We start from the raw sequence: 14,602 nt of genomic DNA on the forward strand, positions 1-14,602 counted from the left end.
CCGGCTTGACGCGGTCCGGACACATCTGGCCGGTCAAGGCAGTGTCCTAACGCCTTGTCACTCGGTTAGATGAGTGTGGACACCAGAACACCACCCCGCACACCCACGGGGGCCCGCTCGTCGGGACTCGACGACGCTCCCGCGCTGAGCATGGTGAAGGTGCCGAGCGATCCGGCGCAGGTCATCGTCAACCACGCCAGCTTCCGCGTGCAGCTGGGCGGCTCGGCGTGGCGCGTCCGGTCGCCGCGGATCGCACGGCACCCGAGCGCCGCCGAGGACACCGCGCGGATCCCCGTCGTCACCACCGTGGGCGCGGGACCGGCCGCGCCGCGCCGCCGTCCCGTCGTGTGGAGCGGCAGGTCCGCCCCCGACGACACCGGCGCCCACCGTCTCCTCCAGGCCGTACGGCACGGAGGGCTGCGCCACGCCGACGAGCCGCTCACCGACTCCGGGAACACCCGGGTCATCCCGCAGCCGGGCGGGTACGGCGGCCACGACGACACCCAGCCGCTGGAGAGCCCGTTCGTCGGCGCCCGGCGCAGCCACCCCGGCGGGCCGCTGCTGCCCCCGATGCGCACGGTCGGCAGCGCCTACGACGAGGACGACCACGCGCTCCTCGACGAGGCCGAACCGGAGTACGAGGCCGGCTTCGAGCCCGGGGAGCGGCCGGAGGGCGGCGGCCGGCACGGCCGGCGGCACGGCGACGACCCGGCGCGGCACGCGTACTACCCCGGGCGCCGGATGAACCTGGGCGTCGTGCTGCTGCCGCTGCGCGTGTTCCTCGGCGGGATCTCCGTCTACGCCGGGATGAGCAAGCTGTGCGACCCGCTGTACTTCGACGGCGGGCCGCGCGGGTCCATGGTGAAGTGGCTGCACAGCCTGCACCCGTGGGAGGTCGCCGAGCCGCTGCGGCAGTTCGCGCTCGCCCACCCCGTCGGCACCGGTCTGGCCATCGCCTTCGCCCAGGTCGTCGTCGGCGTCCTCACCGTCCTCGGCTGCTGGCAGCGGGTGGCCGCCGGCGTCGGGGCGATGCTGTCGGCGGCGCTGCTGGTGAGCGTGAGCTGGAAGAGCGTCCCCGTCTACGAGACGCCCGACATCATCTACCTCGCCGCCTGGTCGCCGCTGATCATCGCGGGCGCGCCCGTCTACTCCGTCGACGGCGGCCTCGCGGGCCGGGCCTGGCGGCGGCTCGGGCCGCGCGCGGACATCTGGGACCTGCGCCGCTACGTGCTGCGCCGCGGGGCGCTCGTCACGTTCGTGGTGTGCGGGTTCAGCATGCTCGTGGGCGCGCTGCTCGGCGGTGCCGTCCGGGACGCGGACCGGGTGGTCGTGCCCGGCCCCGGTGAGGCGCCGCGCAACAACCTGCCCGGCTCGCCGCTGCCGGAGGACTCCGGTGAGCGGAAGGACACGGAGGAGAAGCGGACGCCGTCCGCCTCCGACTCGCCCACGCGGGACGCCACTTCCGGCTCGGCGAGCCCGTCCGCCGGGACCGGCGGCACTCCCGGCGCCACCCAGGGCGCGGGCGCCGCCACCGGGGCGCCCACCCAGACCCAGGGCACCACCGGGCAGGCCCCGCCGCAGCAGTCCACGCCGGCGGACGAGGCGCCGAGCACCACCGCGGGCCCGACCTCGGGCGGCGGCGACAACTCCGGCGGCAGCGGCGGCGACGCCCCGGGCGGTGACGACGGCGGCTCCTCGGACCGGCCCGGCCTGGTGGGCGGCCTGCTGGGGTAGCGGACGCCCGCCGGTACGACAGCGGGGTCCCGTACGCGGTGGCGTGCGGGACCCCGTCTTCGTGGCCGCGTCGGCTCAACGGCCCTGTGAGGCAAGCTCCTTGGCGGCCTCGGTGAGGTCCTTGGCGGTGTCGATGGCGCGCCAGTAGGAGCCCTGCGGGATCGTGAACCCGGCCAGCCGGCGCTCGCGCGCGAGGTGGGGGAACGTGGTGCGCTCGTGGTCCCCGCGCTCCGGGAGCAGACCGGCGAACTCGGGGGAGAAGACGTAGACGCCCGCGTTGATCTCGAAGGTGGACGGCGGGGCCTCGATGAAGTCGGTGATCAGGCCGAACCCGTCGGTGCGGACCGCGCCCCACGGAAGGCGCGGGCGGGCCAGCGCGACGGTGGCGACGGCGTCCCGCTCGGTGTGGAAGTCGGCCATGTCGCGCAGCGAGAAGCGGGTCCAGATGTCGCCGTTGGTGGCGAACCAGGCCCGGTCCGGGTGCGGCAGACGGGCGGCGGCGTACTTCAGTCCGCCGCCGCGGCCGAGGGGTTCCGTCTCGACGACGGTGGTGACGGAGACGGGCAGGTCGGCGGTCTCGAGCCACTTCTGCAGCACTTCGGCGAGGTGGCCGCAGGACACGACGACGTCGGTGACGCCCTCCTCGGCGAGCCAGGTCAGCTGGTGGCCGATGATCGGGGTTCCCGTGCCGGGGATCTCGACCATCGGCTTGGGCCGGTCGTCGGTGTACGGACGGAGCCGGGAACCCTGGCCGCCGGCCAGGACAACGGCTTGCGTGGGGCGGGACACGGCACGCGGATCGGTCATGCCCGCACTGTACGCGGCCGGGGGCCGCGGATCATGGGCGGTACCGGGTGCCGGGGCGGTGCCGCCGGGCCCGGTACCGGGGAGCTCCGGCGGGGCGTTGAGTCGCCGCGCCTCGGCGGACGGAGGGCCGCACTGTCTGCGGGCCCCCTTGGAGTCCGCCCTCGCGGACGTGCGGTGGGTGCTCGGGTGGGACGCCCCGCCGCCACGCCGGTGCGGTGACGGGCTCGGTGCCTGCGGCCGGGCCGTCGAAGGCGCTGGTGGAGCAGTCCGGCGGGGGAGTTCGGTGAGGGCGCCCGGCCTTGGGCGACTTCCGCGCGTGCCGGGCCGCTGCCGCGCCCGCGTGGCCGGGCGGGCGGGGTGCGGCCGGCCGCGGGGCGGGAGTCGACGGCCGGCGCGGGGTGGGGCGGCGGCCCGGCGGGGTCGCGGGACGGGGGCGGCAGGTGACCCGGGGGCGGACCGGGCCGCGCGCGTCCTGCCCGGGTGCGTCAGTCGTTCGCGGCGACCACTCCTGTCGCGAAGGACGTGTCGCAGACCGGGCGGGCGTAGGACTGGGCCCTGGTGGGACCGTAGACGCGGACCGCGGCCTTGCCGAGGGAGCGGGCGATGGAGGCGCAGTGCCTGGCCAGGGAGGGGCGGTCGTCGACCGCCTGCTGAAGCTGGGTCAGGGCGGCGCCCGGGTCCTTCTTCTGCAGTTCGATGAGCAGTTGGTCGCGCAGCACGTCCTGGGGCGCGCGGGACGCGGCCCGCGACGAGGCGCCGGCGGCGGACGTGTCCGCGGCGGTGAGCACCGGACTCTGCGGGGCCCCCGACCAGTTGACCCGCGCGACCGCGAGGGTCCCGGAGAACACCAGGACGACGGGCAGGACGAGGGCGAGGGAACGGCCGATCCGGCGGGCGGGGCCCCGGCCGCGTCGCGTCTGAGGGTGAAGGGAGTGCGTCACGCGTGTGAGGGTAGCGTCCGGTAGCCACGGTGAAACATTCCGTCACCGTTACGGGGGACGAGGAACGACGACTTCCGCACCGCGTGTTGACGAGCTGGGCCAATTTGCCGGGATTGCCAGGGTATTTGTCGACAACGCCGAGGGGCCCGCAGCACGCTGCGGGGCCCTCGGCGTCGACTCGCTCAGTCGGACAGGCGCGCGCCCGTCGAGGTGGAGAACACGTGGGTCTCACCGGAGCGCGGCACGACGTGGAGCGTGCTGCCCTTCTCCGGGACGTCACGGCCGCCGACGCGGACCACGAGGTCCTTCGCCTCGCCACCGAGCTGCGCGGTGCCGTAGACGAACGCGTCGGAGCCCAGCTCCTCCACGACGTTGACGGTGACCGCCACGCCCAGGTCGGAGTCGGCGCCGGCGACGTCGAAGTGCTCGGGGCGGACGCCCACGGTGACGGTCTTGTCGCTGGTCGCGGAGAGCGCGTCACGCTGCACCGGCACCACCGAGTTGCCGAACTTCACACCGCCGTCGGTGACCGGGACCTCGATCAGGTTCATGGCGGGGGAGCCGATGAAGCCGGCGACGAACAGGTTCGCGGGCTTGTCGTACATGTTGCGCGGGGTGTCGACCTGCTGGAGCAGACCGTCCTTGAGCACCGCGACGCGGTCGCCCATGGTGAGGGCCTCGACCTGGTCGTGGGTGACGTAGACGGTGGTGATGCCCAGGCGGCGCTGCAGCGACGCGATCTGCGTACGGGTGGACACACGGAGCTTGGCGTCCAGGTTGGACAGCGGCTCGTCCATGAGGAACACCTGCGGCTCACGCACGATGGCGCGGCCCATCGCCACACGCTGGCGCTGACCGCCGGAGAGCGCCTTCGGCTTGCGGTCCAGGTACTCGGTGAGGTCGAGGATCTTCGCGGCCTCCTCGACCTTCTTGCGGATCTCCGCCTTGTTGACGCCGGCGATCTTGAGCGCGAAGCCCATGTTGTCGGCCACCGTCATGTGCGGGTAGAGCGCGTAGTTCTGGAACACCATGGCGATGTCCCGGTCCTTCGGCGGCAGGTGCGTGACGTCGCGGTCGCCGATGCGGATGGCGCCGCCGTTGACGTCCTCGAGGCCCGCGAGCATGCGGAGCGAGGTGGACTTGCCGCAACCGGACGGGCCGACCAGGACGAGGAACTCGCCGTCCGCGATCTCGATGTCCAGGGCGTCGACGGCGGGCTTGGTCGAACCCGGGTAGATCCGGGTCGCCTTGTCGAACGTGACAGTGGCCATGTGAATGGTCCCCTTCTACCGGCAGGAACGTGCCGGACGATCCGAGTAGGAAGGTGATGCCACGACGGGTGTTCCGTTGTGGTGTGTGGTCCACACGAGTGAACTGGCTCAGGACGGTACCCGCCGTTCACCTGCTTGTCAGCAGGTTCCGGCCGGTGAATTTCGCGAGAACTCTCGATCCCGCGCGTACCGGTCCGCCAGAACCGCCGCCGCCTCGGCGACCGCCCGCCGCAGTTCCGGAGGGCCGAGCACCTCCGCCTCCACGCCGAGGCGGAGCAGATCGCCGGTGGCCACCGCCTCCGACTCCACCGCCAGCTCCACCTCCACCCAGCCGTCCGCGTCCGGCGCTCCCGCCTCCGCCAGCGCCCGCGCGCCCGCCGCCCCGAACTGCATCGGCAGCAGCTTCCGCCCGCGCGGGGACAGCCGCAGCCGTGCCGTGCCCCGCCGCAGCGCCGCCTCCAGCCGCCGCGAGGTCTCCGTCCAGTACGCGGCCAGGTCGAACCCGGCGGGCCGGGTGAACTCCTCGCCGGTCTCCTCCACCTCCTGGAACCGCGAGACGCGGTAGGTGCGCACCGCGTCGTCCGCGAGGGCGATCAGGTACCAGATGCCGCCCTTCAGCACGAGCCCCAGCGGCCGCACCTCCCGCCGCACCTCGCCGCGCCAGCGCGCGTAGCGGGTCCGCAGCACCCGCCGCTCCCACACCGCCCGCGCGACCACCGCCAGGCAGGGCACCGGGTCGACGTCCCGGAACCAGGCCGGCGCGTCCAGGTGGAACCGCTCGCGCACCCGCCGCGCCTGCTGCGCCAGACCGTCCGGCAGGGCGGCCTCCACCTTGAGCTGGGCGCTCGCCAGGACGGCCCCGAGCCCCAACTCCCCGGCCGGGCCCGGCAGTCCCGCCAGGACCAGCGAACCGGCCTCCGCGTCCGTCAGCCCGGTGAGCCGCGTCCGGTACCCCTCCACCAGCCGGAAGCCGCCGTGCGGTCCGCGTTCGGTGCGCACCGGCACCCCGGAGGCGCCGAGCGCCTCGACGTCCCGGTAGACGGTGCGCACCGACACCTCCAGTTCGGCCGCGAGTTCGGGCGCGGTCATCCGGCCGCGGTTCTGCAGCAGCAGGAGCAGGGTGAGGAGCCGGTCGGCACGCATGCCGCCCATTGTCGGGGCGGGGCGCCGTACCTGACAGGAGGTGTCAGGTACGGCCGGGAGGGTGGGGGCGCAGCGTCCGACGACCCTGGAAGGGACCCGCCATGCCCGTCACCGAGACCACCGGCCACTTCACCTTCGCCGACTGGAAGGAGAGCCCCGTCTCGCCGGAGGGGTCCTTCCCCCGGCTCGCGCACGCCACCGTCGTCAACGCCTTCTTCGGCGGCATCGAGGCCGAGGCCACCGTCTGCGACTACACGATCGCCTACGGGACCGCCGCCACCGGCTCCTTCGCCGGACTGGAGCTCGTCACCGGCCGGCTCGACGGCCGCGCCGGCGCCTTCGTGCTGGAGGAGCGCGGCCGCTTCGACGGCGACGGCACCGTGCACTGCGCCTTCGAGGTGGTCGAGGGCTCGGGCACCGGCGGGTTGACCGGGCTGCGCGGCACGGGCGCCTTCACCTGCCGGCACGGCGAGACGAAGGTGCCGTACACCTTCGCGTACGAGGTGGCGCGCGCCTGAGACAAGTGCGTGGCTCGGCGAAACCGGCACTGTGTACAGTGGACCGCGCTTCGCGCGCGCCGCGCGCGGCGCCTCCTTAGCTCAGACGGTCAGAGCAGCTGTCTTGTAAACAGCAGGTCGTCGGTTCGAATCCGACAGGGGGCTCCACCGACGTCCCCGGGCCGGACCTTCTCCGGCCCGGGTCCCTCATGGCAGACGCCGCCTCACGTCGTACGGCCGCGCAGGCGGCGGGCGATCTCCAGGTCCGCGTCGTCCAGCGGGCGGCCTTCCTCGGTCTCCCAGAGGCAGTTCTGCAGCACCCGGCCGTACGTCCACGCGCGCGCCCGCGCACGGTCCAGGCCCAGTACCTCGGTCATCGCGTCGAAGCGCCACAGGACGTCGTCGGGGTCGAAGTTGTTGGCCAGGGCGGGCCACAGGTCGAAGCCGGGGTCGCCGGCCAGCGGCTTGGGATCGATGGCGAGCCAGGGCGCCCGGTCGGCGGCGAGGACGTTCTCGTCGTGCAGGTCCCAGTGCAGCAGCCGGTCGCCCGGCTCGTCCGCGACCTCGCGCACGGCGGCGGCGCAGTCGGCGACCAGGCGGCGGGCCTCGGGGTCGGCGACACGCTCCAGCGTGCGGGGCGTGCGCTCCAGCATGGACGCGGCGATGTCGCCGAGGCGGCGCATCCCGGGGGGTGCCGGGGTGGCGTGGAGGCGGGCCAGGAGGCGCGCGACCACCAGGACGCCCTCATGGACGTCCGGCCGGTGGGCGAGCATCCGGGAGGAGTCCAGGCGCTCCAGCAGCATCGTGCCGGTCGGCTCGTCGTGGTCGAGCAGGCGGACCGCCCCGTCGCCGTTCCACAGGCGCAGGGCGACCGGCTCGCCCTCGCTCTCGTGGTCGCGGATCTGGAGCTTGAGCACCGCCGGTGTGCCGTCGGCGCGGTCGACGGGCAGGACCAGGGCGCTGACGCCGTGCATGGGAGCCCCGGCGAGGCGCAGCTCCCAGCGCTCCAGGAAGCCGGCGGCGAGGTCCGGCAGGGCGGCGATGAAGGCCCGGCCGGCCTCCTTGTTGAACTTGGCCTGGGACGCGGCGAGTTCCGCGGGGACGTCGATCACGCCTCGTACGGTAGTGCCGTACGGGGGCTCGGCGGGCCCGGTTTCCCGGGTTCCGTACGACCGCGTGCGGGGCGCCTACGGCTCCAGGACGACCTTGCCGGTGGTCGCCCGGTTCTCCAGGGCCCGGTGGGCGTCGGCCGCCCGGGCGAGCGGGAAGCGCCGCACGGCGGGGGTGAGCCTGCCCGCGGCCGCCTCGGCGAGGGCGCGCAGTTCGAGCGTGCGCATCGGGTCGGGGCCGCCGGCCCGGCGCATCATCTCGGGGCCGAGGACGCTCACCGAGACGCCCTCCACGAGATAGGGGTTGTCGCTGCGGATGCCCTGCGACGACCAGCCGAACACCACGTGCCGGCCGCCGGGCGCCAGCAGACCGACCAGGGCGCGGGCCACGTCCCCGCCCACGCCGTCGTACACGACGGTCACCTTGCCCCGGTGGCCCTCGACCCGCGCGGGCCAGTCCGGGGCCGTGTAGTCGACGGCGAGGTGGGCGCCGCCCGCCGCCACCAGGGCCGTCTTCCCGGGGCCGCCGGCGAGACCGATCACGGTCGCGCCCGCGTTCCGGGCGTACTGCACGAGGAGGGTGCCGATGCCGCCCGCGGCGGCCGGTACGGCCACCACGTCGCCGGGCCCCGGTTCGGCGAACCGCACGATCCCCATCGCCGTACGGCCCGTGCCGATCATGGCGACGGCCTCGGCGAAGTCCAGGCGCTCCGGGATCTCGTGCAGCCGCCCGGCGTCGGTCACCGCCAGTTCCGCGTAACCCCCGGGGACGAAGCCGAGGTGGGCGACGACCCGCTTGCCGAGCCAGTCGGCGGGGGTGTCCGGACCGAGCGCGTCGACCACCCCGGCGATCTCGCGGCCGGGGATCGTCGGCAGTTCGGCGGGGGCCGGGCCGGGTCCGGGCAGGCCCTCGCGCAGGGCCGTGTCGAGGAGGTGCACCCCGGCCGCCCGGACGGCGACGCGGACCTGGCCGGGGCCCGGGCGCGGGTCCTCCACCCGCTCGTAGGTGAGGTTCTCGGCCGGGCCGTGGGCGTGCAGTCGGACGGCGTGCATGTGGATCCTCCCAGGTCGGGTCGCCGGTGCGGGGCGCCTTCGGCGTCGTGCGCCGCCCCGGCTCCACGGTGCGACCTCAAGCGCGCTCGAGGTCAAGCGCGTTCCGGCCGGGGGCGGGGGAGACGGCCGCGGTGATGCGGTGCGTGACGGGACTTCGGGGCTTCCTTCCCGGTCGGGCCCGGTCGGGCTCGGCCGGATGCCGGGGGGGGGCGCCGGGATGTGACCCGCGGGGTGTTTCCCCAGGCCGGACGGGATGTCAGTGGCCGGGTGCAGCATGGGCGCATGGTGCGTGGAGCGGCGGGCGGAGCGGGTGTGCGGGCGGCGCGGCGGCCGGAGCTGCGGCTGCCCCGGCTGGAGCGGTACGAGGGGGGCGGGCTGGAGCCGGACGGGGACTACGACGGGCTGGAGTTCGACGGCGCGGACCTCGCCGGGCAGGACGGGGCGGGGGCGCGCTTCATGGACTGCGCGCTGCGGGGATGCGCGCTGGACGGGACGCGGCTGCCCCGGGCCCGGCTGCTGGACACGGCGCTGGGCGGGGTGCGGGGCGTGGGCACGGATCTGGCGGGGGCGACGCTGCGGGACGTCGAGCTGACCGACGCGCGGCTCGGCGGGACCCAGATGCACGGGGCGGCGCTGGAGCGGGTGCTGGTCCGGGGCGGGAAGATCGACTTCCTGAACCTGCGCGCGGCCGTGCTCAAGGACGTCGTCTTCGAGGGCTGCGTGCTGGTGGAGCCGGACTTCGGCGGGGCCCGTCTGGAGCGCGTGGAGTTCGTCGACTGCACGCTGAAGGGCGTGGACCTGTCCGGTGCCGTGCTGAAGGACGTGGACCTCCGGCGGGCGGCCTCGCTGGAGATCGCGCGCGGGGTGGACCGGCTGTCCGGGGCGGTGATCAGCACGGCCCAGCTGCTGGACCTGGCGCCGTCGCTGGCGGGGGAGCTGGGGATCGCCGTGGAGGGGTGAGGGGGCGGTGACCGGCTCAGGAAAGCGTCGAACGGATGTGCATGGCGTCCGTATGCTCCGCGCATGAGAATCTTCCGGTCGCGCGGCCGCCCCGGCGTACGGCAGTCGATCGCATCCCCCCTGGCCCAGGCAGTCGCCCTGTACGAGGCCGGGCGCTATGCCGACGCGGAGAGAGAGGCCCGGGACGTGGCCGCGTCCCGGTCCCGGCGACGCGACGACAAGTGGGTGCCTCTGGCGCTCGGCATCGCCGCGACCACGGCGGGCGCCCAAGGGCATCACGCCGAGGCCCTCGCCACCTACGACGACGCGCTGCCGCTCTTCGCCAGAATCTTCGGAGCCGAGAATCCGCAGACACTGAAGGTGCGCTCGGACCGCGCCCAGGCGCTGACCTCGCTCGGCCGGCACGCCGAGTGCGAGGCGGAGTGCGCGGCCGTCGCGTCGGCCGCGAGACGCAGTACGGAGCCGGGGGCGGAGCACGTGGCGGTGGCCGCCTGCAACGGACAGGTCTTCGCCCTCAACGCGCTGGGACGCCACCCGGAGGCCGAGGCGCTCGCCCGCGAGGCACTCGCCGCCGCCCAGGGGCTGCCGGAGCGGTTCTCCCTGGTCCTGCGGCTCGGTCTGGTCCGCAGCCTCAACGGTCAGTCCCGCTACGAGGAGGCGCTCGCCGAGGCGGAGCGGGCCGAGGAACTGCACCGAGGTCTGTCCGCGGCACAGCGGCGCCCGGAGGCCGGTGCCGTCGACCTGGCCATGGCCAACGCGCTGCTCGGGCTGGGCCGCCGCGACGAGGCGCGGATCCGGGCGACGGCCGGACACGACGCCTGTCTTGCCGTCCTCGGCCCGGACCATAGCCGCACCGCAGAGGCTCGGGAGCTGATCCGACGCGTCGACGGCGTCTGACCGGGGCTCCGGGGGACCGGGGCGGTCAGCTCACGCGGGGGAAGCGGGCCTGGAGGGTCCAGATCGCCGGGTTCTCGCCGAGGTCGTCGTGCAGGTCGACCAGGTCGGCGATCAGGTCGTGCAGGAAGTCGCGGGCCTCCCGGCGCAGTTCGGCGTGGGAGAAGGTCAGCGGCGGCTCGGACGCGGGCAGCCACTCCGCCTCGATGTCCACCCAGCCGAAGCGCCGTTCGAACAGCAGCCGGTCGGTGGACTCGGTGAAGTCCAGCTCGGCGTGCTGTGGCCGCGAGGCGCGCGAGCCCGCCGGGTCCCGGTCGACGCGCTCCACGATGTCGCACAGCGCCCACGCGAAGTCGAGCACCGGCACCCATCCCCAGGCTGTGGAGATCTCCCGGTCCGACGCGGTGTCGGCGAGGTAGACGTCGCCGCAGAACAGGTCGTGCCGCAGGGCGTGGACGTCCGCGCGGCGGTAGTCGGTCTGCGGGGGGTCGGGGAAGCGGTTGGAGAGGGCGTAACCGATGTCGAGCACGTGGGTGATGGTGTCACGGTCCGGCGCCCCCGCCGCCATAGGATCCCCGCGTGCGCACCCCCCGCCCCCTGAGCCGCGGTGTCGCCGCCGCCCTGCTCGCGGTGGCGCTCACCGCGTGCGGCCCCGGCTCCGGGACCGAGGGTGCCGGTGACTCCGGCGCGGGCGACCCGTACTTCCCGAAGGCGGGCAACGGCGGCTACGACGTCACCCACTACGACCTCGTCCTCGCCTACGACCCCGGTGACCGCCGCCTCACCGGCACCGCCACGCTCGACGCCCGCGCCACCGACGACCTCACCGCGCTGAACCTCGACCTCCAGGGCCTCGACGTGGACGCCATCACCGTCGACGGCGCCGGCGCCCGCGTCCGCCGCGAGGGCCAGGAGCTGACGGTCCGGCCGCGCCGTGCCCTCGACCGGGACGCGCGCTTCCGGATCGTCGTCCGCTACTCGGGGCGCCCCGGGACCGTCACCGACCCCGACGGCTCCCAGGAGGGCTGGCTGCGCACCGCCGACGGGGCGGTCGCCCTGGGCCAGCCGGTGGGCTCCATGACCTGGTTCCCGGGCAACCACCACCCCTCCGACAAGGCCACCTACACCCTCGCCGTCACCGTCCCCGAAGGACTGCGGGCGGTCTCCAACGGGGAACCGGCCGGCGAGGAGACGGAGGACGGCCGCACGACGTACCGCTGGCGCACCCCCGAGCCCATGGCGAGCTACCTGGCGACGGTCGCGATCGGCCGGTACGACGTCCACCGCGGCGAGACGGCCGGCGGGCTGCCGCTGTTCACCGCCGTCGACCCGGAGCAGGCGGCCGCGAGCCGCGCGGCGGTCGGGCTGCTGCCGGAGGCCGTGGAGTGGGCGGAACGGCGGTTCGGGCCGTACCCCTTCTCCTCCGCGGGCGCGATCGTCGAACGCCCCGGGGACGCCGGATACGCCCTGGAGACGCAGAACCGCCCCGTCTTCCCCGGCGCCCCCGACACGGCCCTGCTGGTCCACGAGATCGCCCACCAGTGGTACGGCGACTCCGTCACCCCGAGGACCTGGCGGGACATGTGGCTCAACGAGGGCTTCGCCACGTACGCGCAGTGGCTGTGGGAGGAGGACCACGGCGGCGACAGCGCACAGCGCACCTTCGAGGCGCTGTACGCCGGCACGTACTTCCCGGACGCGGGCACCAACGCGGCGCTGTGGTCCTTCCCGCCGGCCGACCCGCCGGACGCGGCGCACGTCTCCGCCACGCCCGTGTACTGGCGCGGCGCGATGGTCCTGCACATGATCCGCAGGACGGCCGGCGACGAGGCCTTCGGCCGGCTGCTGCGCGGCTGGGCGGCGGAGCACCGGCACGGCAACGCGAGCACCGCCGACTTCACCGCGTACGTCGAGAAGACGGTGCCGGGGAAGGACTTCTCCCGGGTCTGGGAGGAGTGGCTGTACGGGGACGGCCGGCCGGCGACCGCGTCCTAGGCGCACCGGCCCGTGAGGCGTGCGCGCGGGACCGGGCGGGCGCGGCGGAGCCCCCGCCCGGCGGACGCGGGCGGGGGCTCCGCCGGATCGGTCGCGGTGCGACCGTCAGACGTTCACGCCGAAGTCCTGGGCGATGCCCACGAGGCCCGAGGCGTACCCCTGGCCGACCGCGCGGAACTTCCACTCCGCGCCGTTGCGGTACAGCTCGCCGAAGACCATGGCGGTCTCGGTGGCGGCGTCCTCCGACAGGTCGTAGCGGGCGATCTCGGCGCCGCCGGCCTGGTTGACGATGCGGATGTACGCGTTGCGCACCTGGCCGAAGTTCTGGCTGCGGTTCTCGGCGTCGTAGATCGAGACCGGGAAGACGATCTTGTCGATGTCGGCCGGGAGGGCCGCCAGGTTGACGTTGATCGCCTCGTCGTCGCCCTCGCCCTCACCGGTGCGGTTGTCGCCGGTGTGGACGATCGTGTTGTCCGGGGTCTGCTTGTTGTTGAAGAAGACGAAGTGGGCGTCCGAGTAGACCTTGCCCTGCGTGTTGACCGCGATCGCCGACGCGTCGAGGTCGAAGTCCGTTCCCGTGGTGGTGCGGACGTCCCAGCCGAGGCCCACGGTGACGGCGGTCAGGCCCGGAGCCTCCTTGGTGAGCGAGACGTTGCCACCCTTGGACAGGCTTACAGCCATTGTTGGGAGTCCCTTCCCTCGTTTGCGTACGGCTATGAAGCTACAGCTACCACCTTGAACGCCCGGAGGGGTGCGTCAGGTTCCAGGTCCCTTTACTTTCTTTACCCGGGTACGGATATTCGGGTGACGTGGCCGGCACGGGCGCGGGAACCTGTGTGTCATGTCCGGTCCTCATGTCGTACGCGGCTCCGTCTCCCTCCCCGAGGCCGAGCTCATGTGGCGTTTCTCCAGGTCGTCCGGGCCCGGCGGGCAGCACGTCAACACCAGCGACACGCAGGTCGAGCTGCGGTTCGACCTCGCCCGGACCGAGGCGCTGCCCGAGGTGTGGAAGCGGCGGGCGCTGGAGCGGCTCGCGGGACGGCTGACCGACGGGGTGATCACCGTACGGGCGTCCGAGCACCGGTCGCAGTGGCGCAACCGTGAGGCGGCGGCGGTGCGGCTGGCCGCGCTGCTGGCGGAGGCGACGGCGCCGCCGCCGAAGCCGCGGCGGCCCACGCGGGTGCCGCGGGGGATCAACGAGCGGCGGTTGCGGGAGAAGAAGCGGCGGGGGGAGACGAAGCGGGGGCGCTCCGCGCGGGACTGGTAGGGGGCGGGCGGGCCCCGCCCCCGTGGTCACCCGCGGGCCGGCGGGGGTGCGCCCGCGCGGTTCACCGTGCCCCTGCGGGGCGCTGGAACGACGGGGGCGCTCAGCCCAACTGGCGGTAGCGGCCCCGGAAATGGATGAGCGGGCCGCCCTCCGCGCTCGGCACGGCGGCCGTCATCACGCGGCCGATCACGAGGGTGTGGTCGCCGGCCGTCACCCGCTGTTCGGTGCGGCACTCCAGGGTCGCCGACGCGCCGCCGACCAGCGGGGCCCCGGTGTACTCGCCGCGCCGGTACGGAATGTCCGCGAACAGCAGGCGGTCGCTGACCCGGCCCTTCATCGAGAAGCGGCCCGCGATGTGGCGCTGGCTCTCGGACAGCACGGACACCGCCCACAGCTGCTGCTCCTCCAGCAGTTCGTCCATGCGGGAGCCGGTGCGCAGGCTGACCAGCACCAGCGGCGGGTCCAGGGAGACCGACAGGAACGCGGTCGCGGTCATGCCGACGTCCTCGCCGGCCGGCGCCCCGGGGTCGTCCGGGTCCAGCGGCGGCTCCACGGCGGTCACCAGGACCACACCGGCGGCCAGACGGGACATGGCGGCACGGAACTCGTCGTTGCTCACCCCCTCAGCATGCCGGGCGGCGGGCGGAACGGTGATCGGCGCGGGGGCGGCGGGAGTGTTCGACACACCGGGAACGCTAATCTCCGCTTCACGGACACCGCATCGGACCGTGGCCCGAACCGGGACCTAGGACCAGCGGCCGATCCGCGCATGAACCATGCACAATCACCACATGGTCCGCGTCGCGGAAATAGGCCGGGATATCGCGCGTAGACCACACAATTGTTCACGTTTAGCTGTGACTTGAGTCACAGGGGGCAATAATTGTTGACCCTGTGTACCGGGTGAGCAGCGCGCTGTGATTCAGTGGCG

At 74.1% G+C, this 14,602-nt stretch carries 15 protein-coding genes and 1 tRNA gene; 7 read left to right on the forward strand and 9 right to left on the reverse strand.

What is annotated here, in order from left to right; genetic code table 11:
* Positions 1-69 precede the first annotated feature (69 nt).
* The gene (locus C1708_RS17975) at positions 70-1,734 is read left to right on the forward strand and encodes a DoxX family membrane protein (RefSeq protein ID WP_106413631.1); all 1,665 of its coding nucleotides are present in this window, start codon (positions 70-72) and stop codon (positions 1,732-1,734) included.
* 75 nt (positions 1,735-1,809) lie between these two features.
* On the opposite strand, the gene C1708_RS17980 is transcribed toward C1708_RS17975, so the two are convergent.
* The 4 genes from C1708_RS17980 to C1708_RS17995 all read right to left on the reverse strand — a co-directional run bounded on the left by C1708_RS17980 (position 1,810) and on the right by C1708_RS17995 (position 5,896).
* On the reverse strand, positions 1,810-2,541 hold the full coding sequence (locus tag C1708_RS17980) for a nucleotidyltransferase family protein (RefSeq protein ID WP_106413632.1): 732 nt from the start codon (positions 2,539-2,541) through the stop codon (positions 1,810-1,812).
* Between the two features lie 485 nt (positions 2,542-3,026).
* Complete coding sequence (locus tag C1708_RS17985) at positions 3,027-3,482, reverse strand: hypothetical protein (protein WP_106413633.1); 456 nt, start codon at positions 3,480-3,482, stop codon at positions 3,027-3,029.
* 182 nt (positions 3,483-3,664) lie between these two features.
* Entirely contained in the window at positions 3,665-4,753 is a 1,089-nt protein-coding gene (locus C1708_RS17990) for an ABC transporter ATP-binding protein (RefSeq protein WP_106413634.1), read from the reverse strand.
* Between the two features lie 138 nt (positions 4,754-4,891).
* Positions 4,892-5,896: a helix-turn-helix transcriptional regulator gene (locus C1708_RS17995; protein WP_198602525.1), complete on the reverse strand. Its 1,005-nt coding sequence runs from the start codon at positions 5,894-5,896 to the stop codon at positions 4,892-4,894.
* A gap of 101 nt (positions 5,897-5,997) precedes the next feature.
* Between C1708_RS17995 and C1708_RS18000 the strand changes: the two genes are divergently transcribed.
* Both C1708_RS18000 and C1708_RS18005 read left to right on the forward strand, forming a co-directional pair.
* Entirely contained in the window at positions 5,998-6,414 is a 417-nt protein-coding gene (locus tag C1708_RS18000) for a DUF3224 domain-containing protein (RefSeq protein ID WP_106413636.1), read from the forward strand.
* A 70-nt stretch (positions 6,415-6,484) separates the two neighbouring features.
* Positions 6,485-6,561: transfer RNA gene (locus C1708_RS18005), tRNA-Thr, on the forward strand.
* A gap of 56 nt (positions 6,562-6,617) precedes the next feature.
* Here C1708_RS18005 and C1708_RS18010 read toward each other — a convergent pair.
* Both C1708_RS18010 and C1708_RS18015 read right to left on the reverse strand, forming a co-directional pair.
* The gene (locus C1708_RS18010) at positions 6,618-7,505 is read right to left on the reverse strand and encodes an aminoglycoside phosphotransferase family protein (protein WP_106413637.1); all 888 of its coding nucleotides are present in this window, start codon (positions 7,503-7,505) and stop codon (positions 6,618-6,620) included.
* 75 nt (positions 7,506-7,580) lie between these two features.
* The gene (locus tag C1708_RS18015; protein ID WP_106413638.1) at positions 7,581-8,555 is read right to left on the reverse strand and encodes a zinc-binding dehydrogenase; all 975 of its coding nucleotides are present in this window, start codon (positions 8,553-8,555) and stop codon (positions 7,581-7,583) included.
* Between the two features lie 282 nt (positions 8,556-8,837).
* Between C1708_RS18015 and C1708_RS18020 the strand changes: the two genes are divergently transcribed.
* Both C1708_RS18020 and C1708_RS18025 read left to right on the forward strand, forming a co-directional pair.
* Entirely contained in the window at positions 8,838-9,515 is a 678-nt protein-coding gene (locus C1708_RS18020; protein WP_198602526.1) for a pentapeptide repeat-containing protein, read from the forward strand.
* Positions 9,516-9,578: 63 nt separating this feature from the next.
* Positions 9,579-10,412: a tetratricopeptide repeat protein gene (locus tag C1708_RS18025; protein WP_106413640.1), complete on the forward strand. Its 834-nt coding sequence runs from the start codon at positions 9,579-9,581 to the stop codon at positions 10,410-10,412.
* A 25-nt stretch (positions 10,413-10,437) separates the two neighbouring features.
* Here C1708_RS18025 and C1708_RS18030 read toward each other — a convergent pair whose 3' ends face one another.
* Complete coding sequence (locus tag C1708_RS18030; protein WP_106416352.1) at positions 10,438-10,938, reverse strand: hypothetical protein; 501 nt, start codon at positions 10,936-10,938, stop codon at positions 10,438-10,440.
* 50 nt (positions 10,939-10,988) lie between these two features.
* On the opposite strand from C1708_RS18030, the gene C1708_RS18035 reads away from it, so the two are divergent.
* Positions 10,989-12,404, forward strand: coding sequence for a M1 family metallopeptidase (locus C1708_RS18035; RefSeq protein WP_106413641.1), 1,416 nt, complete (start codon positions 10,989-10,991; stop codon positions 12,402-12,404).
* A gap of 105 nt (positions 12,405-12,509) precedes the next feature.
* On the opposite strand, the gene C1708_RS18040 is transcribed toward C1708_RS18035, so the two are convergent.
* Positions 12,510-13,085 carry a TerD family protein gene (locus C1708_RS18040; RefSeq protein WP_048459028.1) on the reverse strand — a complete coding sequence of 192 codons (576 nt, stop codon included), beginning with the start codon at positions 13,083-13,085 and terminating at the stop codon, positions 12,510-12,512.
* A gap of 160 nt (positions 13,086-13,245) precedes the next feature.
* Here C1708_RS18040 and arfB point away from each other — a divergent pair, with 160 nt between their 5' ends.
* The gene (gene arfB / locus C1708_RS18045) at positions 13,246-13,671 is read left to right on the forward strand and encodes an alternative ribosome rescue aminoacyl-tRNA hydrolase ArfB (protein ID WP_391663957.1); all 426 of its coding nucleotides are present in this window, start codon (positions 13,246-13,248) and stop codon (positions 13,669-13,671) included.
* Between the two features lie 100 nt (positions 13,672-13,771).
* On the opposite strand, the gene C1708_RS18050 is transcribed toward arfB, so the two are convergent.
* On the reverse strand, positions 13,772-14,356 hold the full coding sequence (locus C1708_RS18050) for a flavin reductase family protein (RefSeq protein ID WP_106413643.1): 585 nt from the start codon (positions 14,354-14,356) through the stop codon (positions 13,772-13,774).
* Positions 14,357-14,602: the final 246 nt, after the last annotated feature.

Source organism: Streptomyces sp. DH-12 (genome assembly GCF_002899455.1).
GTDB lineage: Bacteria > Actinomycetota > Actinomycetes > Streptomycetales > Streptomycetaceae > Streptomyces.